We start from the raw sequence: 21,326 nt of genomic DNA, 5'->3' as shown, positions 1-21,326 counted from the left end.
TGTATTTTATGTTTATCGCGCGTGGTTAAAACCACTACACGAACAATTCTAGCAGGTCATTTAAAAAACGATGCCCTTTAAGGCTTACTTGCCAATGGCCGTTTTCTTGTATTAACAAACCTGCATTTATTGCTTTAGTTAACGCTGCTTGTTGGCTTTGCAATGGCTGATTAGTCAGCTCACTGTAATCATCAATAGGGCAAGGCTCGACTAAGCGAAAGCGATTCATAAAAAATTCAAAGGCTAAATCGTCTTGCTCTACTTGCCAGCTTTTATACAAGTACGGCTTAAGCATATCCATGTAACCACGCGGATGCTTAATTTTTTCTGTACGGGTAATAATACCGGTTTTTGCATCAGTAACCTTACCATGAGCGCCACAGCCAATACCGAGATAATCGCCAAAACGCCAATAATTCAAGTTATGTTGGCATTGAAAGCCTGGCTTTGCATAGCCCGATATTTCGTATTGTATGTAACCGGCTTGAGCAAGTAGTGCTTGGCCTTGCTCTTGAATATCCCATAGGGTTTCATCTTGTGGCAAAGTTGGCGGCTTGGATGCAAATTGTGTATTAGGCTCAATAGTGAGCTGATACCAGGAAATATGTGGCGGGTTTAAAGCAATTATTTTTTTTAAATCGCTCAGCGCATCGTCAAGGCTTTGCCCCGGTAAGCCATGCATTAAATCAAGGTTAAAGCTATTTAACCCGGCTTGCTTAGCTTGCTCTGCAGCGTAGTGCGCTTCATCGGCACCATGAATACGGCCAAGTGCTTTTAACTTGTCGTTTTGCATGCTTTGCACGCCAATAGAAATACGGTTAATACCCGCTTTAACGTACTCTTTAAAGCGTCCGGTTTCTACGGTACCAGGATTTGCCTCAAGGGTTATTTCGCAGTTGTCGCTTAGGCCAATTAGGTTATCGACTTCGCTTAATAAGCGGGTATATGCATCGCCAGTTAATAAGCTTGGTGTCCCGCCGCCAATAAAAATACTGTGAATTTTACGCCCTTGCACCAAGTGCAAATCGGCTTTTAAGTCGTCAATTAAATGCTGAACATATTCAGCTTCAGGAATGTCGCCTTTTTGCCCATGGCTATTAAAATCGCAATAGGGGCATTTTTGCACGCACCAAGGTACGTGCACATATAAGCTCAGTGGTGGAAGGTTCACAGGCCGCCTTTGCTTTGTAGCTCTAGTAATAACTTTTTAAGTGCTTGGCCGCGATGACTCACCGCATTTTTTTGCTCTTTGGTGAGCTCGGCACTGGTACAGTTTTGCTCTGCTACAAAAAATACTGGGTCATAACCAAAGCCGCCTTCGCCATTTTGGGTTTGTGTAATTTCGCCTTCCCAGCTTGCGCTGCAAATAAGTGGGGTAGGGTCATCGGCGTGGCGCATTAATACCAGCACACACCAAAAGCGGGCTTTACGATTTGGGTTATCGGCTAATTCGCTAAGTAGTTTATCTATGTTGTCTTGATCGCTGGCGCTTTCACCGGCAAAACGAGCTGAGTACACGCCCGGTGCACCATTTAAGCCATCTACCTCTAAGCCTGAGTCATCTGCAATGGCTGGCATGCCGGTAATTTTAGCAGCATGGCGGGCTTTAATTATCGCGTTCTCTACAAAGGTGGTGCCGGTTTCGGCCACTTCGCCTACGTTAAAATCGCTTTGCGGAAGCACATTTATATTAAGCGGGCTAAGCATATTGGCCAGCTCGTTAACTTTGCCAGGGTTGCCTGTGGCAAGCACTAATGTTTTGGTCATGTTTTTAATCTACGTAAAATTTTTGCTGAAACGTGAGTTTTTGAGACTGACTACCTTGCTGGATGTTTATCTCAAAACGTAAAATCTCTTCGTTGGTGTAGTCTACTTGCGCAAGGTAATAAATTGATTCACCTTCTTTTACTTCTTTAAAAGTAAGGGCTTGCTTATTGCCGAGTAGGTTTTTTGCCGTGCCGCTGAGCTGAGCGGTTTGCGCGGTTTTATCGCTATTGTTTTTCAGAACTGAAATATTAACAATGCCTTTATAACCACTACGCTCAAGACCATATGTTGTAGCTATTTGCGGCTGAATAAAGGTAGATGGAAAAGCAATATAATGCACTTGCCAAGGCCCTAGCTCTTTGTACTGTGCGCCTTGCATATCTTCACTGTGGGCATTAAAAGCAAAGGCTAAAAAACTAATAAAGCAAAACTTAATTAAACGGTTCATTATGATGTCCTATATAAAAAAGAGGCCAAAGGGCCTCTTTTGCTTATAACAAAAAATTTAGGCTAAAAAGTCCATTAGCAGCATTTGTAAAAACTGAATACCAATAATTAGTACAAGCACCGATAAATCTAAGCCACCCATTGGTGGAATAATTTTACGAAGTGGCTTGAGCATTGGCTCAGTAAGCTGATGGAAAACCGCTTCTATTGGGTTATAACCTTGACTTACCCAGCTTAAAATAGCGCGAATAATCAATACCCAAAATACAAGGTTTAAGCCTTCTTTAAGTACGGTAATAAGTGCTTGTATAAACACAGGTTGCGCAGCCCATGCGCCGTATATCACCAGCATTAAAGTACTAATTTTGGCAACGGCTACAATAAATGCCAGCAATAGAGAGGCTAAATCAAGCCCTCCTAGGCCAGGTATAATTTTACGTAACGGGTTAACTGCAAACGAGGTTGCTTTAACCACAAATTGGCTCATTGGGTTGTAAAAGTCGGCTTTTGCCCACTGTAGCCAAAAACGCAGTAGTACCACCATTAAAAACAAATCAAACAGGGTACTGATCAAAAATTGCATGGCATTCATAGTGTAACCTTCAATAAAAAGTAATTTTAAAGTTCTTTTTCCATTTGCATTGCACGCGCAATACACGCATCCATTGCATCGCTAACTGTTTGCACTAGGCCTTCGCCTTTTAAATGCTCAACCGCAGCATGGGTGGTGCCGCCTTTAGAAGTTACATTAGCGCGTAATTGCGAAATGCTTATCTCTGGTTGGCTCAATGCCATTTCGGCTGCACCTAGCGCAGTTTGCTGTACTAAGCGGCGCGCATCTTCATCGTTAAAGCCAAGTGCTTTCGCTTTTTCTTCAATGGCTTCCATAAATAAGAAAAAGTAAGCGGGTGATGAGCCTGTCACAGCAATGACATCGTTAATTTGCGACTCTTGCTCTACCCAAACAACAATACCTGTGCACTCAAACACTTGTTGTACAAAGTCGTGCTCTTCGGCTGTTTCATCTGCGCCAAATAAACCCGATACACCACGCCCTAGTAGCGATGGCGTGTTTGGCATACAACGTACCATTTTAACGTTTTGGCCAAGCATTTCGCGTAAACGCTTAACGGTTAAGCCTGCCGCTACCGAAATAAACAGTTTATCACTAAAGTCGATACCCGATTCTTGAAACGATTTACATAAATCGCCCATCATTTGTGGTTTAACAGACAATACAATGACATCAGCATCGCGTAAGGCTTCGTTATTGTCGCTGGTGGTTTTCACCTTGAAATCGTCTGCTACCTTGGCAAGCTTTTCTTGGTTGCGGTTTGTAGCAATGATGTTGTTTGCATTAAAACCGTTTTTTACCATGCCACCAATAATGGCGTAGCTCATGTTACCTGTGCCTATAAATGCGATTGTTTTATCTGACATATGTCTGTTATCACCTTTTAAGTTCGAGTTCCAAAAATATCTGTGCCGATCCTCACCATGGTTGAACCTGCGCTAACGGCGGCTTCAACATCATTGCTCATCCCCATCGACAACGTATCTATATGAGGATATTGGGCCTTTAGTTTATCAAAGCAAGTTTGTAATTGCTCAAAAGATTGACTTTGCTCACTCGGATCGTCGCTTTTAGCCGGAATAGCCATTAAACCACGCAAAGTGAGTTGCTCACATTGGTCAATAAACTCAGCTAGTTCGGGTATTTGCTCTACGCTACAGCCCGATTTAGCCTCCTCGGCGCTTATATTTACTTGAATAAGCACATTTAAAGGGGCTAGGTTTTCTGGACGTTGACTGTTTAAACGCTTAGCTATTTTTATTCTATCTACGCTTTGTACCCAATCAAAATGTGCAGCAACAAGGGCGCTTTTATTTGATTGAATAGGGCCAATGAAATGCCAAATGATGTCGCTAAATGTGTGTAGTTGAGCTATTTTATCTACAGCCTCTTGAACATAAGACTCACCAAATTGGCGCTGGCCATGCTCGTAGGCAGCAATAATATCGTCGCTTGGTTTTGTTTTTGATACTGCTAGCAGCGTAATAGCGTCGCTACTACGTTTAGCATTTTTAGCCGCGCTGGCAATTCTAGCGTAGGCGGATGTGAGTCGTTCTGCTATTGTAACCATATATTTATCAGTTAGTTGTGGAGTCATAAATGGATATTACCGAATTATTAGCGTTTAGTGTGCAACACAAAGCATCTGATTTACACTTATCGTCAGGTGTTTCACCTATGATACGCGTAGATGGTGATGTTCGCCGCATTAATATACCTGCACTTGCAGACAAAGACGTAAACAGCCTTGTTTACGACATTATGAACGATAATCAGCGCAAGGACTACGAACAAAATCTAGAAGTGGATTTTTCGTTTGAAGTGCCTAACCTTGCTCGATTTCGTGTTAACGCATTTAACTCAAACCGCGGCCCTGCAGCGGTGTTTCGTACCATCCCTAGCGATGTACTGACGCTTGAGGATTTAGGTGCGCCAGATATTTTTAAAACAATATCAGATAACCCGCGTGGTTTAGTATTGGTTACCGGCCCAACTGGTTCGGGTAAATCAACAACGCTTGCGGCTATGGTCGATTATATTAATCAAACAAAACATCACCATATCCTCACCATTGAAGATCCTATCGAATTTGTACACGATAATAAACTCAGTCTTATTAACCAACGTGAAGTACACCGAGATACGCATAGCTTCTCTAATGCACTGCGCAGCGCGCTGCGTGAAGACCCGGATGTAATACTCGTTGGTGAGCTACGTGACTTAGAAACCATTCGCCTTGCGATGACCGCCGCTGAAACCGGCCACTTAGTGTTTGGTACGCTACATACCACCTCGGCACCAAAAACGATTGACCGTATTATTGATGTATTCCCAGGTGAAGAAAAAGATATGGTGCGCTCAATGCTTTCTGAGTCACTGCGTGCCGTTATTTCGCAAACACTACTTAAAAAAATTGGCGGTGGACGCGTGGCCGCGCACGAAATTATGATTGGTGTACCGGCGATTCGTAACTTAATTCGTGAAGATAAAATTGCACAAATGTATTCGTCTATTCAAACGGGTGCATCACACGGCATGCAAACCATGGATCAATGTTTAAATAATTTAGTTAATCACGGTATTGTGACAACCGCAGCCGCAAAAGAAAAAGCCCAAGATAAAACCCAGTTTGGTGGCTAAGGACATATTATGAATTTATCTTTAAATCACTTTTTACACATAATGATTGATAAAAAAGGCTCGGATTTATTTGTCTCTAGCCAATTACCAGTCAGTGCAAAAATTAATGGTGAGCTTATCGCTCTTAGCGACGATAAGTTAAGTGATGAGCAATCGCTTGCGCTAGTAGAGTCAGCGATGAGCGATAAACAAAAAAACGAATTTCATACTACTAAAGAGTGTAACTTTGCGATAGCCACAGACGAAGGGCGTTTTCGTATATCGGCTTTTTGGCAGCGCGATAGAGCGGGTATGGTTATTCGCCGCATTGTAACGCAAATACCTGATATAAGTGATTTAGGGCTGCCCTCTACACTTACCGATGTGATTATGTCAAAACGCGGGTTAGTGCTGTTTGTTGGTGGTACTGGCACGGGTAAATCAACTTCACTGGCTGCCTTAATTGGCTACAGAAATCGTCATCAGCGTGGCCATATACTCACCATTGAAGATCCGATTGAGTTTGTACACGAGCACCGTAAAAGTATTATTACTCAGCGCGAAGTAGGGCTTGATACCGACAGTTTTGAGTCGGCACTTAAAAGCTCTTTACGCCAAGCACCCGATGTCATATTAATTGGTGAAATACGCTCGCAAGAAACCATGGAATACGCACTGAGCTTTGCCGAAACGGGTCACTTATGTGTGGCTACATTGCATGCTAATAATGCCAACCAAGCCATTGACCGTATTATGCACTTAGTGCCTAAAGAAAAACACGACAAGCTTAAGTACGACTTAGCGCTAAATTTACGCGCCATTGTTGCACAGCAACTTATTCCCACTTCTGATGGGGAAGGGCGTGTAGCCGCGATTGAAATATTATTAAACTCACCTATGGTGGCAGAGCTAATTAAAAATGGGGATATTGGTGGCATAAAAGAGGCCATGTCTAAATCTAAAGAAATGGGTATGCAAACCTTTGACCAAGCCTTATTTGAGCTATACAAACAGCAACGTATTAATTACGCCGATGCACTGCATCATGCTGATTCGCCAAACGATTTACGCTTAATGATTAAGCTGCGCAATAATGAGCAACAAGGTGCAGGATTTTTACAAGGTGTAACTATTGATGGACTAGATGATAAAAACAGCAATTAACATTGTATTTGTCCCGTCCTGAAATAGGTTGACGGTTTTAATGAAAGGCTTGGTGCGAAAGCGCCAGGTCTTTTTTATGCACTTGATTTGGTGTTTTCATATCCAAACTTAAGTGCGGTCGCATTTCATTGTATATAAATATCGATTCTTCAACGAGCTGTTTTAACTCTGCCATATTGCGACATTTATACAGTAAAAACTCTTGCTTTAATATCCCGTTAATACGCTCTGCTAATGCGTTTTGATAACAGTCATACCCATCGGTCATCGATGGTCTAATGCCCTCTTTTAATAGCGCATTTTGATATACTTCAGAGCAATATTGTAAACCTCTATCTGAATGATGAATGGCATCACGTTTATATACGCGTTGCTTAATTGTCATTTCTAATGCTTTGGCTACATCGGTTGCTTTCATTTCATCACTCAGCTCATAACCCATTATTTTTCGACTGTAAGCATCAGTGACTAACGATAGGTAATGCACGCCTTGCGCTGACTTTACGTATGTAATGTCACTAACGAAGACTTCCTCGGCCGCAGTAGGCATGTATTCCTTTAGTAAATTGGGATGCTTGCGCATCCAATGGTTACTGTTTGTTGTTTTAGTGTAATTTTTCTTTGGTTTTACAAGAAAGTCATGCTCTCTCAAATAATCAAAAAAACAATCACGACCTAGTTTAATGCCACGCTCTTGCAGGTCTGGCTTTATCATCAGATAAAGTTTCTTCCCACCAATACGAGGCATGAATTGCCGCCAGTACATCACTAATTCTTTGACTGGCTCCAATTCTTTATTCCGAGCATCTATTCTGCGCATAGCTTGATAGTAACCTTGTCGCGTTATGCCATATGCACGGCATAACGGAGTAAGCTTTATTTGAAGGTTTTCTTTTGCGCGCGTGATAGCTCGGATATGTACTTTTTTCGCAAGCCCGCTCCATATTCTTCATCCATAATATTAATCATTTCATCTTTGATTAAATCCTTTAGGCGTAACTCTTCTATCTCGCGCTCTAAACGTTTAATTTTTTGTGCTGGGGTTTCTTTCGATTTAGGCATGTTGGCTATATAAGTTGGTTTAGACCAATCTAATTTACCATGTTTTCGCAGCCATACCAGAACGGTACTGCGGCCTTGAATACCGTAATGACTTTGCGCTTGTTTATAGGTGAAGTCGCCTTTTTCTACTTGCTCAACAATAGATAATTTAAAGCCTAATGTATAATCTCGCTGAGTACGCTTAACGTCTTTAGTTTTAGTGGTTTTCATAAAATAAGTCCTAAATGTGTAAACACATTTCAGGACAAGACAATTTTATCCATAAAAAAAGCGCCACCGGGCGCTTTTTTTATGGATAAAATTACTTATAACGTTTTATACCACTGCAGTGTTTTTCTACCTTTAAAATAGATTACGTAATTAAAGGAGTCGGCATTACTTATTCACCATAACTGGCTTCAAAAAAACTCTCTAAAATAATCACTGCCGACATATTATCGACATTTCCTTTCCCTAAATTTTTATAGCCACCGTGTTCAAATAAACGCGCTTTAGCATCGGCGGTTGTGAGTCGCTCATCTTGTGTTTGCACCGGTATGCCGTAATGATTGTGCAAGCGGTTAGCAAACTTTTTAGCCTTAAAGGTTACCTCTTGCGAAGTACCATCCATATTAAGGGGTAACCCGACGACCATTAAGTCGGGTTGCCACTCTTTAACTTGAACCGCAATATGATCCCAATTAGGAATACCATCTTGGGCTTTTACCGCTTTTAAGCTAGACGCACTGCCTGTTAGTTCTTGTCCTATGGCAATACCAATGCTTTTGGTGCCAAAGTCAAAGCCCATTACGGTGCGCTGGCCTTGCGGCTTAAGGTTTTTTTTCGTCATTATCGTTCTTTAAGCGTGTCCAGCTTCGCTGCAAAGTTGGCTAACATCAAAGCCCAGCATCGAAACTGCTTTTTCCCAGCGTTTTTCTACCGGCGTATCAAAAATGATCTTCGGATCGGCTTTAATGATCAACCAACTGTTATCTAAAAGCTCTTTCTCAAGTTGTCCTTGCTCCCAGCCCGAATAACCAAGCGTAATAATAAATTGCTCAGGTGCGTGGGCGGTGGTCAGGTTGGCAAGTACGTCTTTTGATGTGGTGATCATTATATCACTGCTAAGCTTTTGGCTTGCAGAATAGCCTGGCTGAGGTGAATGAAGTACAAAACCTCGGTCGGTTTTAACCGGACCACCTGCAAACACAGAGACTTGCGCGGCTTGTTGGGTTTTGTCGTTGTCTATTTCTATTTTATCTAAAAGCTCACCAACGGTCACATCAATAGGCTGGTTGATCACCAATCCCATAGCCCCATCTTCATTGTGCTCACAAATATAGGTAACGGCACGTTTAAAAAAAGGGTCTTGCATCGACGGCATAGCGATTAAAAAATGATTTTCTAATGATTGCATTGATTTCACCCTTTTAGTTTATGAATACTTATTGAACTTTGAGTATGGCATAGATATATACGTAGCGTATAAAAAGTCCATTAATTGTATGAAATACTTAAATTAATGGACTTTTAAATGGTGTTTATTTAGCGAGCTTACGCTCAATTGCGTCAAACAAAATACCGGTAATAGATATATCGTAAGCGGCTTCAATTTCACGTACGCAGGTTGGTGCTGTTACGTTAATTTCGGTGAGCTTGTCGCCAATAATATCTAACCCTACAAACACTAACCCTTTTTCTTTAAGCGTAGGGGCAACTGCTTGAGCTATTTTAAGGTCTGACTCGCTAAGGGGGCGGGCTTCACCACGGCCGCCTGCAGCTAAGTTACCGCGGGTTTCACCATTTTGTGGAATACGCGCTAAACAATACGGAATAACTTCACCATCAACAACCAATACGCGTTTATCACCTTGTTTGATCTCTGGAATGTAATTTTGCACCATGGCAAAGCGACTACCATGCTCAGTTAAGGTTTCGCAAATAACGCCAATGTTTGCATCATCTTCTTTAATACGAAAAATAGATGCGCCGCCCATGCCATCAAGTGGTTTTAAAATAATGTCTTTATGCTCAGCTAAAAACGCGCGTATTTGAGCTTGGCTGCGTGTTACTAGCGTATCTGGCGTATGCTCGCTAAACCACGCTGTAAATAGCTTTTCGTTAGCATCACGCAGGCTTTGTGGTTTATTAATAATTAACGTACCTTCTTGCTCTGCACGCTCTAAGATATAAGTTGCGTAGATGTACTCCGTATCGAACGGTGGATCTTTTCGCATTAAAATAACGTCTAGGTCGGCAAGCGCGATTGTGGTTTTTTCTCCAAGCTCGTACCACTTTTCGGTGTTGTTAAATACCTGCGCTTTTGCTGCGGTTGCATACGATTTACCTTGGCGAAGCGATAAGTCATCCATCTCCATGTAGTAAATTTCGTAGCCACGTTTTTGCGCTTGCATCATCATTGCAAAACCGGTGTCTTTTTTGATGTTAAATCCACTAATAGGATCAGAAATAATACCTAACTTTATCGCCATGCGCTGTGCCTTAATCTAATTATAATGACTACTAGAGTGCTAATAGTTTTAATATGAGGGTGCCATTGAGCTATTTCAATTAGCTAAATCGCCAAATTGTAATTGTAATGCACTTAAGACCGTTAAAGCGGCCGTTTCTGTTCGTAAAACACGCGGCCCTAAGCGAATATCAATAAAGTGCTGATCTTTAGTTTGCAGCATTTCTTCATCGGTAAAGCCGCCTTCAGGGCCTACTAAAAAGCGTACACCGGTACTTGGAACGGTTATTGTTTTAATGCTGTGCTCGGCACGAGGGTGCAAAGTGAGCTTAATGGCGTCCGTTTGTTGTTCAAGCCATTGCTTTAAATCAACCGGTGTGTGAACAACTGGCACAAAGTTACGCCCCGATTGTTCGGCGGCTGAAATTGCAATTTTTTGCCATTGTTGGTGTTTTTTTTCTAACCTGTCGCCACTAAGTTTAACGCCACAGCGCTGACTAAAAATAGGGGTGATTTCGCTAATGCCAAGTTCAACAGATTTTTGGATGGTAAAGTCCATTTTGTCGCCACGTGATACACATTGCCCTAAATGAATTTTAAGCGGCGATTCGACATCATGCTCATCAAAACGTTGTGGCATAACAACAACTGATTTTTTAGTTACCTCAATAATTTCACTGAAGTATTCACCGCCTTCGCCATTAAAAATAGACACATGTTCGCCTACTTTCATGCGCAATACGCGGCCAATATGGCCCGCTGCATCGTCGTTTAAAGAAACCGGGGTGTTTAAGGCAATACTCGATGCCTGATAAATATGAGGTACTCGCATGGGGGTCACTTATTTTATAGCGTAAAGGTGTATAGCGCTATGGTAAGTAAGCAGGGCGTTGTACGCAATTATTTATTTTTGTTTAAGTGCCTTGGCAAGAGCGATTAAATCTTTAGGTGTTTCGGCAATATCGGTATCGCACGATAAGTGATTTTTAAAGCCTTCGTCAGTAATACGATTAAATGTATAGCCGTTGCCGTCAAAGCTAACTACGTAGCGCTTTTCATGCAGGGAGTTATATATAAAACGTTGTTTGTCGTCGGCAAGTAGATAGTCGGTGTTATTAAATAACACGCCCTGAATATCGTGGTGCTCGTGCAGGTAAGTGGCCAGTTCAGATACGCTAATTTCGTTTTCTAGGTCGCAATAGCAATAGTCTTTAATGAGTTCGTCAAACATCATTTTTACCAGCTTACGGGTGTTACTGCCTGCAACTATTAAGGTGCTGGGTGTATTGGGTGCCGCGTGCTTAAAATAATACTCGGCAAATGTACGACTAAATTCGTTATCTATATCAATTAACAAATAGTTAGTTACTTCAAATGACATAGGGCCCCGTTGCTTTATGCAAATGTGTTATGCCAGTTAACTAAATACGGGGCGCTTGGCGACTTATTTAATAGCGTGGCGTTAAAGTGAAAACATGCTAATAAGTAAATAGCCTATAGCACAAAAAACAGCAAACTCAATGCATGCTATGCCTATATTGTCCTGATGGTCGACCTCTAAAGCGGCATCAATATTGGGTAATGAAATAGCTTTTATTACAAAACTTAAACAATATAATAACACCCACATTACACCGCAATGCATTACCAGTGTAAATATATTTTCGACCATTTTTCCATTTTGAAAGGCCGCACTAGATAATCCTGCATACACGGCTAGAGCTAAACCTATTGATTTTCCAGCATATCTAATGCCGATAGAGGTGTTTTCAAGGTTAAAGTTACTTTGCAGTGAGGCACCTTGGTTTGCTTTAGCGAAGCGGTATTCACGGATTTTGCTATCTAGCGCAAACATCCCTTGTAGCGTAAAAAAGCTAACAAAAGCAATAAGTAAGTTACTAAACCCTTGTGCATGAGTCCAGGTATACAAGCCAAGTGCAATAATACAGTTGGCTAATAACATACCAGAATCAACCAATGCAGCGCATACATTTTGCTTTAATATGGCAGCTTCTTCATTAAATCTATGTAATATCCATTTTCTATGAATTAAATGTCCGGCTTTTATAAATGTAAATAATAGAACAATTAAAATAACCACTTTTAATGGATTATGTTGTGCCGTACTCATACTTATTTCATCAAATAAAAACGCCATAGTGGCAATAACCACGGTAATTTCTGAGGCGAAACTAATCCCCATTGCAAAATTATCATGCTGCGCTAGTTCGTCTTTAAGTGCCTGTTTTGCTTTTATTTGAGCGACAATTCTAAGACTAAAAATAGTAATGCATATAACCGCAAAACTAATGGCAATCGCAACTAAACTAGTGTTAGATAATGATAAATATGACATGCTGATCCTAAGTAGAGATAACCTTTCTTGGTTTTAGTTATTCTAGTATGGTTAGCGCATATATAAAAGAGAGGATTGATGAGTAACAAAATGCAACTTCCTATTCAATTACAAAAACTTGGCTCAACACGCTTTGCACAGCTGTATCCGCAGCAACCTATACAAGAAGAAGTTGTAAAATTATGTGCTTTGAGCGACTTTGCTTTTCGTAGTTTAGAGTCGCAACCTCAATTAAAAGACTGGTTAATAAACCCCGATGAGCAATTTAGCCGAGATGTTCCCGCGCCATTCGACGGCCTTGACTTACAGCAGGTAGATGAAAACCAGTGCAATAGGATTTTAAGACAGTACCGAGAAAAATACTGGTTAAAAGTAGCGTACCTCGATTTGTGTTGCGATAACCCAATCAGTGACAGCATAAAATACATAAGCCTATTAGCTGATATGCTTATTAATAGCGCAAATAGATGGGCCCATGCGCAAACGGCAAAAACAGCAGGGGAGCCATTAGATGAGCAAGGTAACTCTTTGCCTTTAATGGTTTTAGGCATGGGTAAATTGGGCGGCCACGAGCTTAATTATTCATCAGATATAGATTTGATTTTTGCCTACCCGCGCAATGTACCGACCCAAGGTGGGCGTAAACGTATTGAAGCCCAAGTGTTTTACACCAAAGTAGCGCAAAAACTGATTAATGCACTTAATCAAGTAACCGGTGATGGCCAAGTATTTAGGGTTGATATGCGCTTGCGCCCATTTGGTGAAAGTGGGCCTTTAGTGATGAGCTTTCACGCCATAGAAGATTACTACCAAGAGCAAGGCCGCGATTGGGAGCGTTACGCCATGTTAAAAGGGCGGCTAATTGGCACACCCAATCAATATTGGGATGAGTTTATACAGCTTTTAAAGCCCTTTGTTTATCGTCGATATATTGACTTTTCGGTGATTGAATCGCTCAGAAAAATGAAGCTTATGATAGCCCAAGAGGTTCGCCGAAAACGCCTGACCAACAATATAAAACTAGGTGCTGGTGGCATTCGCGAGGTTGAATTTATTGTACAAGCTTTGCAAATGGTGCGTGGTGGGCGAGAAGCTAACTTACAAACCCAATCATTACTGTACGCCTTAGAGCAGTTAACGTTAAACCAAGCGATGGATGAGCAAGAAGCGAATGAGCTAAAGCGCAACTACTTACACTTACGTAAAGTAGAGCAATACTTGCAAATGTTTGACGATCAACAAACACAAACCCTGCCCGATGATGACCTCAATCAAGAGCGCTTAAATTACTTACTCGAGTCTGAAAGCTTTGACCATACCATGAGCGATATTGAGCAGGTCATGGCTAAAATTCACGATGAATTTTTATTGGTGATAGGGGAGGAAACTGTTCCCCTTGATACCTGCGAAGGTGCGTTTATAAGTGCTTGGGATCATGGTGATGTTAGCTTTTTAAACGATATAAAAGAGCAATGGCAAGTGCCACTTCATGATTTTAAACAACGTTTGAGTAAGGTAAATATAGGTAATCGTGGGCGAGATATTCTCGACAAGCTAATGCCTTTATTGCTCAAACAGCTCAGTGACTTTAATGCCAGTGGTGAGACATTTACCTTGGTATGCCAAATTTTAAATAAAATTGTATCGCGTACTGCTTACCTTGAATTGCTTTACGAAAACCAAGGTGCGCTAAAGCAGCTTGTTTTATTATGTTGCCATAGTAAATGGATAGGGGAGCATATTTCCCGTTATCCTATTTTGCTTGATGAGCTAATAGACCCTGCTGCCCTTTACAAACCTACGCCGTTGAGCGCCTATAAAGATGAAATACGGCAATATTTTTTACGTATAGAACACGACGACCTAGAGCTACAAATGGAAGCGCTTAGGCAATTTAAGCAAACACATCAATTACGTATCGCGGCTGCCGATGCAACCGGTGTGATTGATGTTATGAAAGTAAGCGATCACTTAACTGCTCTTGCCGAGGCTGTGGTAGACCAAGCAGTTAATATAGCGTGGTATAACACGGTTAAGCGCTTTGGCATGCCACCAAACACTGATGATGAACACAAAGGCTTTGCCGTTATTGCGTACGGTAAAACGGGCGGCTTTGAAGTAGGCTACGACTCCGACCTAGACCTTGTGTTTGTGCATAATCACGACGGTAATAGCAGTACCAATGGCGATAAATCGATTACCTCACGACAGTTTTATTTAAAACTTGCACAGCGCTTAATGCATTTATTTAATACCCGTACCGCCTCGGGCATATTGTATGAGCTTGATACACGCCTGCGCCCTGAAGGCGCCTCTGGTTTATTGGCTATTAACTTAGAGAGCTTTAATCATTATCAGCAAACGCAAGCATGGACTTGGGAGCACCAAGCGCTTGTGCGCGCCCGCGTTATATTAGGCCAAGATGAGCTAAGAGCGCGCTTTGCACAAATTCGTAAAGAGATATTATGTGCCCCACGGGATGTAGATACACTCAAACAGGATGTGCTTAAAATGCGCGAAAAAATGCGCACGCACTTAGCTAAGGGAAACTCTGAGCAATTTGATTTAAAACAAGATGTAGGCGCCATGACCGACATTGAATTTATAACTCAATACCTAGTGCTCAAAAACGCAAATCAGTTTAGCCAGCTAACGGTGTTTTCCGATAATGTAAGAATACTTACAGACGCTGCCGCGATTGGTTGTATCACTAAAACCCAAAAGCAGCAGTTAATCCAGGCGTATATTGATTATCGCTCACGTTACCACGTTTTAAGCCTAAATCAGCAAGGTCGTTTGGTGTCGCGTAAGGAGTATCAAACCGATATAGAAAGTGTAACGGCATGCTGGAATACAATATTTGAACTAGGGCGTGTTGATCTTTGCGGATTGAAATTTGTTCAACCTAGGGACGATTAAATCGCGGCGCGAGGTTTGTAACCTAGTGGGCTCGATAACTGCTCCTGCGTTATTCTAATGACTTACATCCCTGTAAGAATAAGTAAAAACCGAGCAAAGCTTCCGCGTCCTGCTCACGCCCCTTACCTACATCCATGTAGGCAACAAAGAGTTTATCGCCCCTAGGCAGAACCCGAAGGGCAGCGCATGTTTGGCATTTATGCTGCGTTATCGCCTATTTATGTGGAATAACCACACTTCATAGGCTCTGTCTTGCCTAAAAACCAAACATGCTGCTGCAAATTCAACCATCAAAGTTCAACACGCCCTCGAAACATAAACACTAAAAGCCCAAGCACAGGCTTGGGTTTTTATTATGTATGGGGTTGGTTTATTTACGCTGCTAAGTATTAAGTTTTAAACAATTGCTGCGCACAAATTCAGAGGGCAGCTCAGTGATCACCGCTGCGCGCTGTTTGTGGCAAAGGTAGGTATACACTTCGTATTCAAAGTCATCATTAATTGCGCGGCCAACTTGATAAAGCGCTGAGGTAAAACTGCTATCAACCCTAAAATGATCTTTTACAACGTAGTCTTTACTCAAATACCAATATAATTGAATACCTTCGCTTTTTGCGTATTGGTTAAGTACGTCTTTTAACGTTGAGCCGTTTTCAAAGCGTCTTGGTGCACTTGTTCCTGTCCAGCTAGCAGGCATAGGGTCAACGGCTCTGCCGCGCTCTGCTAAAACACGATCAAGTGTTTGCTCGGGCTTTTTAAGTTGTAATACAAACTTATCGCGCTCCCTATCGGATTTAACTTGGTTACGGATAGACGAATAAAAGCGAGAAAGCCCCTCGGCAGCTGCGTTTTTACTCTCTTTTATGTCAAACAATGGACCCGTACCAACTAACACATAGGTAGCTAGTAAGATTAATGCAACTGCTAGTATTAAATGCTTAACCCAAAACCACATAACTCATGCTCATTTATTATCATTATTTATTTATACCACTACTTTTTATAAAAAGAAGGGGTATTTTTATCAGGGCGTGTTTTAAAACGGCGGTGCAGCCACATGTATTGCTCAGGCGCAGCGTTAATTGATTGCTCAACGCGCTGATTTACACGTGTTACATCTGCTTTATCATCGCCGCTTGGGAAATTTTCTAGCTCAGGTACAATTTCTAAATGGTATTTACCGTGCTCATCACGACGGCTAATTAGGCTCATGGTTTCGCAGTGTTTACTTGCTGCAAAAAGTAATGTACCTGTGGTTGTGGCTGTATCTGGCACTGCGTAAAAAGGCACAAATTCACAGCGGTTACGGCCGTAGTCTTGGTCGGGTAGGTAATAACACACCTTTTTATTTTTTAGTGACTTTAACAAGCCTTTTACGTCTTTTCGTCCAATTAAATACTCGTTAGAACGAAGGCGGCCATTGGTTGTAAAGTATTCCATGAGTGCATTGTTGTGTGGGCGGTAAAATCCCAGCCCTTGGCATTTGGTGCCCATAACACGACTCGCCATTTCTAAATGCAAAATATGCGGCACCAATAGCAATACGCCTTTACCTTGAGCCTGCACGCGCTCAAAGTGCTCTAATCCTTTAATAGAGCCATACGCTTTTTTAACGCGCCACTGCGGCCACCACCAAGCCATGCCAGTTTCAACCATGGCAATACCGGTGTTTTCCATGTTTTTTAGCACAAGCTGTTGTTGCTCGGCTTCGCTCATATCAGGAAAACACAGCTTTATATTAACCTCGGCAATATGGCGACGACGTTTCATAAATTTATGTACTAAGCGCCCCAATAACTTACCTAAGCTAAGCTGAATTTTTTGTGGCAGCCACGAAATCAAATACAAAAAGAAAACGCCAATCCAAGTTAGCCAATAACGAGGGCCTAAAAACGAGGCTTTAAAAGGAGATGAGGTGACCACAAAATACTCTCTAAAATAAAAACGCTAGTTTAACGCTTAGTGTTGTAAAATACAAAAGCCAGCAATGGCTGGCTTTATACGTTACTTTTTAACTTATTAGGCTTTTTTTAAGCCTTGGTTAATACTCAGTAAATCGGCAGTTGTTAGTGTACCTGCAGCTTGCTTTAAGCGAAGCGTAGATAACACGTAACGATAGCGTACATCAGCTAGGTTACGTTTTGCATCATACAAGTTTTGCGTGCTTACAAGTACATCAACAATAGTACGCGTGCCTACTTCAAAACCAGCTTCTGTTGCTTTAAGCGCACTTTGGGCTGATACCACAGCTTGCTCTAGAGCTTTGTAAGTCGCGATGTCTGATACAACCTGGTTGTATGAGGTAATAACGGTACGCGTTACGGCGCGGTAATTTGTTTCGTAATCTTGGCTGGCTGAAACATAAAACGCACGGGCTTGTTTAGTTGCAGCTACGGTTGCGCCGCCTGAATATAAAGGCACGCTAAAGTTAAGTGCTACAGAGCTTGAGTCCGAGCGAGGCTGATCATCAAAGTTAACCCCGTTTCTTTCTGTGTCAGTGAGTGAATCGCCGTAGCTTGCACTAAGAGTTAACTTTGGATAATGACCTGCTTTAGCAAGTACAATTTGATCTTTTGCAATATCAACAGTGACTTTAGCCACTTGTAAGTTAATATTATTTTCTTCAGCTATTTTTACAAAATCACTAGATTGTTTAACTGGCTTGGTCGTTGAAAACGTTTCAGTGTTTAAAAAATCAAGTTTTGCATGGTACTTACCGGTTATTTCACGCAGTTGCTCGCGTGCGGTTTCAACGGCATTACTGGCAATAATTTCTTGTGCTACAGAGTTATCGTATTGTGCTTGAGCTTCGTGAACATCTGTAATCGCTGTAAGGCCAACTGCGTAGCGCTGTTTTGTTTGCTCTAACTGGCGTTCAATGGCACGCTTTTCGGCTTGCACAAATTCAAGGTTATCAATGGCGCTTAATACGTTAAAATAGCCTTCAGCAACGCGTATAATTAAGTTTTGCTTGGCTGCATCGTATTGACCATTTGCTTGAAGTGCTTGTTTATCTGCAATGTCTAATGTGTTCCATGCACCTAAATCAAACAGAGTTTGGCTTAAGCTAACGCCTCGGCTGAAATCATCAGTTTCAGACTCAACTTTAACTTGATTAGATAAGTCTTCATTACTTTGAAAAGAAGTTGAGTCACTTTTTGTATAGCTCGCAGTTAAACCAATTTGCGGCAGTAATGCGCTCATTGCTAAATCGCTCTCGTACGATTGCGCATCTGCTTGGGCTTTTGCTTTTAAAACAGTGGGATCGTTAGCAGTAGCAATTTCAAAAACTTGCATTAAATCTTCAGCACTTGCTGTGGTTGTGCCTAATGCGCACGACAAACTAACGAGCGCTGCAAGGATGTTCTTTTTCATGTTAGGTTCAGTCCTTAGACAAATTTTGTACTAAAAGCATGGTAACGTGTTTTGCTTAATAACTAAAAAAGAAATTAGTAAAACTGTATGTTCAAATGTAACAGAATATATTAACAAACTTTAATCGTTTAAATAAGCGGGATGTATAATATGGCAGATAAAAGCTTGGTTCAATTTACACATAAAGATGTGAGCTTAAAAGCAGTTAAAAGTCTGTATAATGGCTTTTTTAAGGTGGATATGTATGAGTTTGAGCATAGCCTGTTTAATGGTGGTACATCGCAACTTATAAAGCGCGAAATACTAGAGCGGGGTGATGCAATCGCTGTTCTACCTTATGATGTAACTACGCAAAGTGTACTATTAATAGAGCAAATACGTATTGGCGCTATTAACAGCAAACACTCGCCCTGGCTGCTAGAATGTATTGCCGGTATGACCGATGGCAGTACCGATTACGAAGGGGTGGTAAAAAAAGAAGCCTATGAAGAGGCTGGACTTGAGCTTACTGATCTTGAATTTATGCTCTCTTACCTTTCAAGTCCGGGCGGTACCACTGAGCGCTTACATTTATACCTAGCGCGGGCAGATTTAAGCCAAGTACAAAGTGGTGTATATGGCCTTGAAAGCGAAGGTGAAGACATCAAAACCCATATTTTAAGCCTTGATGATGCGCTTTCGCGCCTCAATAACGGTGAAATAGATAACGCGGCAACGGTAATCTGTTTACAGTGGTTGGCGTTAAATCGTGAAAAAATAAGCAGTAAGTGGACATAATTTTAACTTTTTAATACGGCGGTACTTTGACAGCACTTTTAGCAACCCAACGATATATTCAGAGCCTCCCAAAGTACATGACGCTTTGCGAGCATAATTACGTACGTCTTTCAAAACTATTACCTAAAGAGCGCAGCGCTAATAGTGTGCGTAAAGTTAAACTAGGTCATAGTGAATTTGCCATTATCATTGACGATAGTGCTAAGTACACACTGGATATTTCTATCAAACAGCTAACAGGGATGGTTAAAGGCGTTTCTCCTTTGTATTTAACAGTCAGGCTTTATCAAGATGCAAAAGTGGCTGAAATTATTCACCACGATTATCATCAACGGATAAAGCCATCTTATGGTTATCCAAATCCTAAAATGCACCAAAAAGATGAAAAGTATCAACTTAATGCATTTTTATATGACTGGTTAGTAGCCTGTGTAGAGCATGGCCGAGCAGTACTAAACTGGGATATAAACAATGGCTTGGTTTGATGAGCATTATCACTTTAACCGCTCATCGCTGCGTGTTGCGCATATAACCGATAGCCATTTATTTGCCGACCCTAACGCTGAGTACTTTAACGTAAACACCGCCGCGCATTTTGCACAAGCATTAGCGCACATGGCCACGCAGTCATTAGATGCGGTTATATTTGGTGGTGATTTAACACAAGATCATAGTTTTGAATCTTATTTATTATTTGCTGAGCTTATTAATAACGCTGATTTGACCTGCCCAGTATTTTGGGTACCAGGCAATCATGATGAGATTACCATGCTTAATCGCATCAGTGGTGGGCAAATAGTGTCAGCTAAACGCATTATCGCACAAGGATTTGAGCTGCTACTTATAAATTCAAAAGGCCCTACACCTGCAGGGTGGGTGTCTAGCGAGCACTTAAATGAAATCGCGGATTGTTTAGCAAGTTCGCAATCACAGCATGTGGTGTTTTGTCATCACAACCCGCTTGCTATTAATGGCTATCTTGATAAACACATGCTTGAAAACGGCCCGCAGTTATTAAACGTGTTAGTTAATAGCGCTAATGTAGCGGCGTTGCTGCACGGTCATGTGCATAATCACTATACGCAAACTTTTAGAGAGCTGAGTATTTATGCAACGCCCGCCAGTTCGGTGCAATTTACAAAAAATTGCCCGCAATGGCAGCAAGAAAACCACGGCCCCGCTTATCGAATGTTGCATTTAACTACACAGGACAATGCTTTAACAGTTAAAACGGATGTTGTATGGTTAAACGCGTAATTTATATTCATGGCTTTAATAGTTCTGAAAAATCATATAAAGCTGTGCGCTTTGGCGAGCTTATGGCAAACTATGACGTTGACTATTGCGTACCGCGTTTAAATCACGAGCCCTTACAAGCTATTTTACAGCTTGAGCATTTATTAACGCCAGATACCGCGTTACTTGGGAGCTCACTAGGTGGATTTTATGCCACCTATTTGTCGCAGCGTTATAACCTGCGAGCAGCATTAATAAACCCAGCAGTAGCACCGTTTAACTTATTAGCGCCGCTTATTGGCCACAATTATAATCCGTATCAAGATTATCATTATGAGTTAAATACCAGCCACATGGATGCTTTAAAAGCATTGTATGTGCCTAAATTAACATCCCCCGAATTGCTCTATTTGTTGCAGCAAACGGGAGATGAAGTGTTAAATTATCAACACGCAGTAAATTATTTTTCACAATGCAAACAGTTAGTTGAGTTTGGTGGCGATCACAGCTTTGTTGGTTTTGAACGCACCTTAGATAGTATTGTAGAGTTTCTTAAATTACCTAAAACAAATTAGCCTAAG

At 41.4% G+C, this 21,326-nt stretch carries 23 protein-coding genes; 7 read left to right on the top strand and 16 right to left on the bottom strand.

Annotation, left to right across the window (positions count from 1 at the left end):
- Window positions 1–34 precede the first annotated feature (34 nt).
- The 6 genes from hemW to SJY38_RS11970 are packed head-to-tail and all read right to left on the bottom strand — an operon-like array spanning window position 35 to window position 4,385.
- Window positions 35–1,171: a radical SAM family heme chaperone HemW gene (gene hemW, locus SJY38_RS11995; RefSeq protein ID WP_377109829.1), complete on the bottom strand. Its 1,137-nt coding sequence runs from the start codon at window positions 1,169–1,171 to the stop codon at window positions 35–37.
- Entirely contained in the window at window positions 1,168–1,767 is a 600-nt protein-coding gene (locus tag SJY38_RS11990) for an XTP/dITP diphosphatase (protein WP_377109828.1), read from the bottom strand. Before SJY38_RS11990 ends, hemW begins: the two co-directional genes overlap by 4 nt.
- 4 nt (window positions 1,768–1,771) lie before the next feature.
- Complete coding sequence (locus SJY38_RS11985; protein ID WP_377109827.1) at window positions 1,772–2,215, bottom strand: DUF4426 domain-containing protein; 444 nt, start codon at window positions 2,213–2,215, stop codon at window positions 1,772–1,774.
- Between the two features lie 57 nt (window positions 2,216–2,272).
- The gene (locus tag SJY38_RS11980; protein WP_004586837.1) at window positions 2,273–2,806 is read right to left on the bottom strand and encodes a YggT family protein; all 534 of its coding nucleotides are present in this window, start codon (window positions 2,804–2,806) and stop codon (window positions 2,273–2,275) included.
- Between the two features lie 26 nt (window positions 2,807–2,832).
- The gene (gene proC / locus SJY38_RS11975) at window positions 2,833–3,654 is read right to left on the bottom strand and encodes a pyrroline-5-carboxylate reductase (RefSeq protein ID WP_004586838.1); all 822 of its coding nucleotides are present in this window, start codon (window positions 3,652–3,654) and stop codon (window positions 2,833–2,835) included.
- A gap of 17 nt (window positions 3,655–3,671) precedes the next feature.
- Window positions 3,672–4,385, bottom strand: coding sequence for a YggS family pyridoxal phosphate-dependent enzyme (locus SJY38_RS11970; protein ID WP_004586839.1), 714 nt, complete (start codon window positions 4,383–4,385; stop codon window positions 3,672–3,674).
- Between the two features lie 2 nt (window positions 4,386–4,387).
- On the opposite strand from SJY38_RS11970, the gene SJY38_RS11965 reads away from it, so the two are divergent.
- Window positions 4,388–5,428, top strand: coding sequence for a type IV pilus twitching motility protein PilT (locus SJY38_RS11965; protein WP_004586840.1), 1,041 nt, complete (start codon window positions 4,388–4,390; stop codon window positions 5,426–5,428).
- Between the two features lie 9 nt (window positions 5,429–5,437).
- On the top strand, window positions 5,438–6,571 hold the full coding sequence (locus tag SJY38_RS11960) for a PilT/PilU family type 4a pilus ATPase (RefSeq protein WP_029772387.1): 1,134 nt from the start codon (window positions 5,438–5,440) through the stop codon (window positions 6,569–6,571).
- A gap of 37 nt (window positions 6,572–6,608) precedes the next feature.
- Here the strand turns inward: SJY38_RS11960 and SJY38_RS11955 are convergent.
- The 7 genes from SJY38_RS11955 to SJY38_RS11925 form a co-directional block, all read right to left on the bottom strand.
- Window positions 6,609–7,843, bottom strand: a protein-coding gene (locus SJY38_RS11955) for an IS3 family transposase (RefSeq protein WP_377109613.1) whose coding sequence is annotated in 2 segments (ribosomal slippage) — window positions 6,609–7,492 and window positions 7,492–7,843 — 1,236 coding nt in all. Because the reading frame shifts where the segments join, the coding sequence is not laid out codon by codon here.
- 169 nt (window positions 7,844–8,012) lie between these two features.
- Window positions 8,013–8,462, bottom strand: a complete 450-nt coding sequence (gene ruvX / locus SJY38_RS11950; RefSeq protein WP_004586842.1) for a Holliday junction resolvase RuvX — start codon at window positions 8,460–8,462, stop codon at window positions 8,013–8,015.
- A 9-nt stretch (window positions 8,463–8,471) separates the two neighbouring features.
- On the bottom strand, window positions 8,472–9,029 hold the full coding sequence (locus SJY38_RS11945) for a YqgE/AlgH family protein (RefSeq protein WP_004586843.1): 558 nt from the start codon (window positions 9,027–9,029) through the stop codon (window positions 8,472–8,474).
- Between the two features lie 124 nt (window positions 9,030–9,153).
- Window positions 9,154–10,104 carry a glutathione synthase gene (gshB, locus tag SJY38_RS11940; RefSeq protein WP_377109826.1) on the bottom strand — a complete coding sequence of 317 codons (951 nt, stop codon included), beginning with the start codon at window positions 10,102–10,104 and terminating at the stop codon, window positions 9,154–9,156.
- 75 nt (window positions 10,105–10,179) lie between these two features.
- Window positions 10,180–10,914 carry a 16S rRNA (uracil(1498)-N(3))-methyltransferase gene (rsmE, locus tag SJY38_RS11935; protein ID WP_273602713.1) on the bottom strand — a complete coding sequence of 245 codons (735 nt, stop codon included), beginning with the start codon at window positions 10,912–10,914 and terminating at the stop codon, window positions 10,180–10,182.
- Between the two features lie 72 nt (window positions 10,915–10,986).
- Window positions 10,987–11,463 carry a hypothetical protein gene (locus tag SJY38_RS11930; protein ID WP_377109825.1) on the bottom strand — a complete coding sequence of 159 codons (477 nt, stop codon included), beginning with the start codon at window positions 11,461–11,463 and terminating at the stop codon, window positions 10,987–10,989.
- A gap of 81 nt (window positions 11,464–11,544) precedes the next feature.
- Complete coding sequence (locus SJY38_RS11925; RefSeq protein WP_024031545.1) at window positions 11,545–12,438, bottom strand: hypothetical protein; 894 nt, start codon at window positions 12,436–12,438, stop codon at window positions 11,545–11,547.
- A gap of 78 nt (window positions 12,439–12,516) precedes the next feature.
- On the opposite strand from SJY38_RS11925, the gene glnE reads away from it, so the two are divergent.
- The gene (gene glnE, locus SJY38_RS11920) at window positions 12,517–15,357 is read left to right on the top strand and encodes a bifunctional [glutamate--ammonia ligase]-adenylyl-L-tyrosine phosphorylase/[glutamate--ammonia-ligase] adenylyltransferase (protein ID WP_377109824.1); all 2,841 of its coding nucleotides are present in this window, start codon (window positions 12,517–12,519) and stop codon (window positions 15,355–15,357) included.
- 382 nt (window positions 15,358–15,739) lie between these two features.
- On the opposite strand, the gene SJY38_RS11915 is transcribed toward glnE, so the two are convergent.
- The 3 genes from SJY38_RS11915 to tolC all read right to left on the bottom strand — a co-directional run bounded on the left by SJY38_RS11915 (window position 15,740) and on the right by tolC (window position 18,732).
- Window positions 15,740–16,312, bottom strand: coding sequence for a toxin co-regulated pilus biosynthesis Q family protein (locus tag SJY38_RS11915; RefSeq protein ID WP_024031547.1), 573 nt, complete (start codon window positions 16,310–16,312; stop codon window positions 15,740–15,742).
- A gap of 38 nt (window positions 16,313–16,350) precedes the next feature.
- Window positions 16,351–17,280 (bottom strand): LpxL/LpxP family Kdo(2)-lipid IV(A) lauroyl/palmitoleoyl acyltransferase, encoded by a 930-nt coding sequence (gene lpxL, locus SJY38_RS11910; protein ID WP_054983765.1) that lies wholly within the window; start codon window positions 17,278–17,280, stop codon window positions 16,351–16,353.
- 96 nt (window positions 17,281–17,376) lie between these two features.
- Complete coding sequence (gene tolC, locus SJY38_RS11905; RefSeq protein ID WP_377109822.1) at window positions 17,377–18,732, bottom strand: outer membrane channel protein TolC; 1,356 nt, start codon at window positions 18,730–18,732, stop codon at window positions 17,377–17,379.
- A gap of 150 nt (window positions 18,733–18,882) precedes the next feature.
- Here tolC and SJY38_RS11900 point away from each other — a divergent pair, with 150 nt between their 5' ends.
- From SJY38_RS11900 to SJY38_RS11885, 4 genes are read left to right on the top strand one after another with little or no spacing between them, the layout of a single operon-like run.
- The gene (locus SJY38_RS11900) at window positions 18,883–19,509 is read left to right on the top strand and encodes an NUDIX domain-containing protein (protein ID WP_004587962.1); all 627 of its coding nucleotides are present in this window, start codon (window positions 18,883–18,885) and stop codon (window positions 19,507–19,509) included.
- A gap of 26 nt (window positions 19,510–19,535) precedes the next feature.
- Entirely contained in the window at window positions 19,536–19,994 is a 459-nt protein-coding gene (locus SJY38_RS11895; RefSeq protein ID WP_024031550.1) for a DUF1249 domain-containing protein, read from the top strand.
- Window positions 19,981–20,766: a metallophosphoesterase gene (locus tag SJY38_RS11890; protein WP_377109820.1), complete on the top strand. Its 786-nt coding sequence runs from the start codon at window positions 19,981–19,983 to the stop codon at window positions 20,764–20,766. The genes SJY38_RS11895 and SJY38_RS11890 overlap by 14 nt, the downstream gene beginning before the upstream one ends.
- The gene (locus SJY38_RS11885; RefSeq protein ID WP_004587965.1) at window positions 20,751–21,320 is read left to right on the top strand and encodes a YqiA/YcfP family alpha/beta fold hydrolase; all 570 of its coding nucleotides are present in this window, start codon (window positions 20,751–20,753) and stop codon (window positions 21,318–21,320) included. The genes SJY38_RS11890 and SJY38_RS11885 overlap by 16 nt, the downstream gene beginning before the upstream one ends.
- Window positions 21,321–21,326 lie beyond the last annotated feature (6 nt).

Source organism: Pseudoalteromonas sp. R86517, from assembly GCF_042466295.1.
Lineage (GTDB): Bacteria > Pseudomonadota > Gammaproteobacteria > Enterobacterales > Alteromonadaceae > Pseudoalteromonas > Pseudoalteromonas atlantica.
The sequence above is the reverse complement of the archived record's forward strand: the minus strand, read 5'-3'. Positions and strand labels throughout refer to the sequence as shown.

What these genes read in the sequence shown, in the direction of transcription:
- SJY38_RS11990 (WP_377109828.1), bottom strand. Translation starts at nt 1,767, where the DNA reads ATGACCAAAACATTAGTGCTTGCCACAGGCAACCCTGGCAAAGTTAAC.
- SJY38_RS11985 (WP_377109827.1), bottom strand. Translation starts at nt 2,215, where the DNA reads ATGAACCGTTTAATTAAGTTTTGCTTTATTAGTTTTTTAGCCTTTGCT.
- SJY38_RS11980 (WP_004586837.1), bottom strand. Translation starts at nt 2,806, where the DNA reads ATGAATGCCATGCAATTTTTGATCAGTACCCTGTTTGATTTGTTTTTA.
- proC (WP_004586838.1), bottom strand. Translation starts at nt 3,654, where the DNA reads ATGTCAGATAAAACAATCGCATTTATAGGCACAGGTAACATGAGCTAC.
- SJY38_RS11970 (WP_004586839.1), bottom strand. Translation starts at nt 4,385, where the DNA reads ATGACTCCACAACTAACTGATAAATATATGGTTACAATAGCAGAACGA.
- SJY38_RS11965 (WP_004586840.1), top strand. Translation starts at nt 4,388, where the DNA reads ATGGATATTACCGAATTATTAGCGTTTAGTGTGCAACACAAAGCATCT.
- SJY38_RS11960 (WP_029772387.1), top strand. Translation starts at nt 5,438, where the DNA reads ATGAATTTATCTTTAAATCACTTTTTACACATAATGATTGATAAAAAA.
- ruvX (WP_004586842.1), bottom strand. Translation starts at nt 8,462, where the DNA reads ATGACGAAAAAAAACCTTAAGCCGCAAGGCCAGCGCACCGTAATGGGC.
- SJY38_RS11945 (WP_004586843.1), bottom strand. Translation starts at nt 9,029, where the DNA reads ATGCAATCATTAGAAAATCATTTTTTAATCGCTATGCCGTCGATGCAA.
- gshB (WP_377109826.1), bottom strand. Translation starts at nt 10,104, where the DNA reads ATGGCGATAAAGTTAGGTATTATTTCTGATCCTATTAGTGGATTTAAC.
- rsmE (WP_273602713.1), bottom strand. Translation starts at nt 10,914, where the DNA reads ATGCGAGTACCTCATATTTATCAGGCATCGAGTATTGCCTTAAACACC.
- SJY38_RS11930 (WP_377109825.1), bottom strand. Translation starts at nt 11,463, where the DNA reads ATGTCATTTGAAGTAACTAACTATTTGTTAATTGATATAGATAACGAA.
- SJY38_RS11925 (WP_024031545.1), bottom strand. Translation starts at nt 12,438, where the DNA reads ATGTCATATTTATCATTATCTAACACTAGTTTAGTTGCGATTGCCATT.
- glnE (WP_377109824.1), top strand. Translation starts at nt 12,517, where the DNA reads ATGAGTAACAAAATGCAACTTCCTATTCAATTACAAAAACTTGGCTCA.
- SJY38_RS11915 (WP_024031547.1), bottom strand. Translation starts at nt 16,312, where the DNA reads ATGTGGTTTTGGGTTAAGCATTTAATACTAGCAGTTGCATTAATCTTA.
- tolC (WP_377109822.1), bottom strand. Translation starts at nt 18,732, where the DNA reads ATGAAAAAGAACATCCTTGCAGCGCTCGTTAGTTTGTCGTGCGCATTA.
- SJY38_RS11900 (WP_004587962.1), top strand. Translation starts at nt 18,883, where the DNA reads ATGGCAGATAAAAGCTTGGTTCAATTTACACATAAAGATGTGAGCTTA.
- SJY38_RS11890 (WP_377109820.1), top strand. Translation starts at nt 19,981, where the DNA reads ATGGCTTGGTTTGATGAGCATTATCACTTTAACCGCTCATCGCTGCGT.
- SJY38_RS11885 (WP_004587965.1), top strand. Translation starts at nt 20,751, where the DNA reads ATGGTTAAACGCGTAATTTATATTCATGGCTTTAATAGTTCTGAAAAA.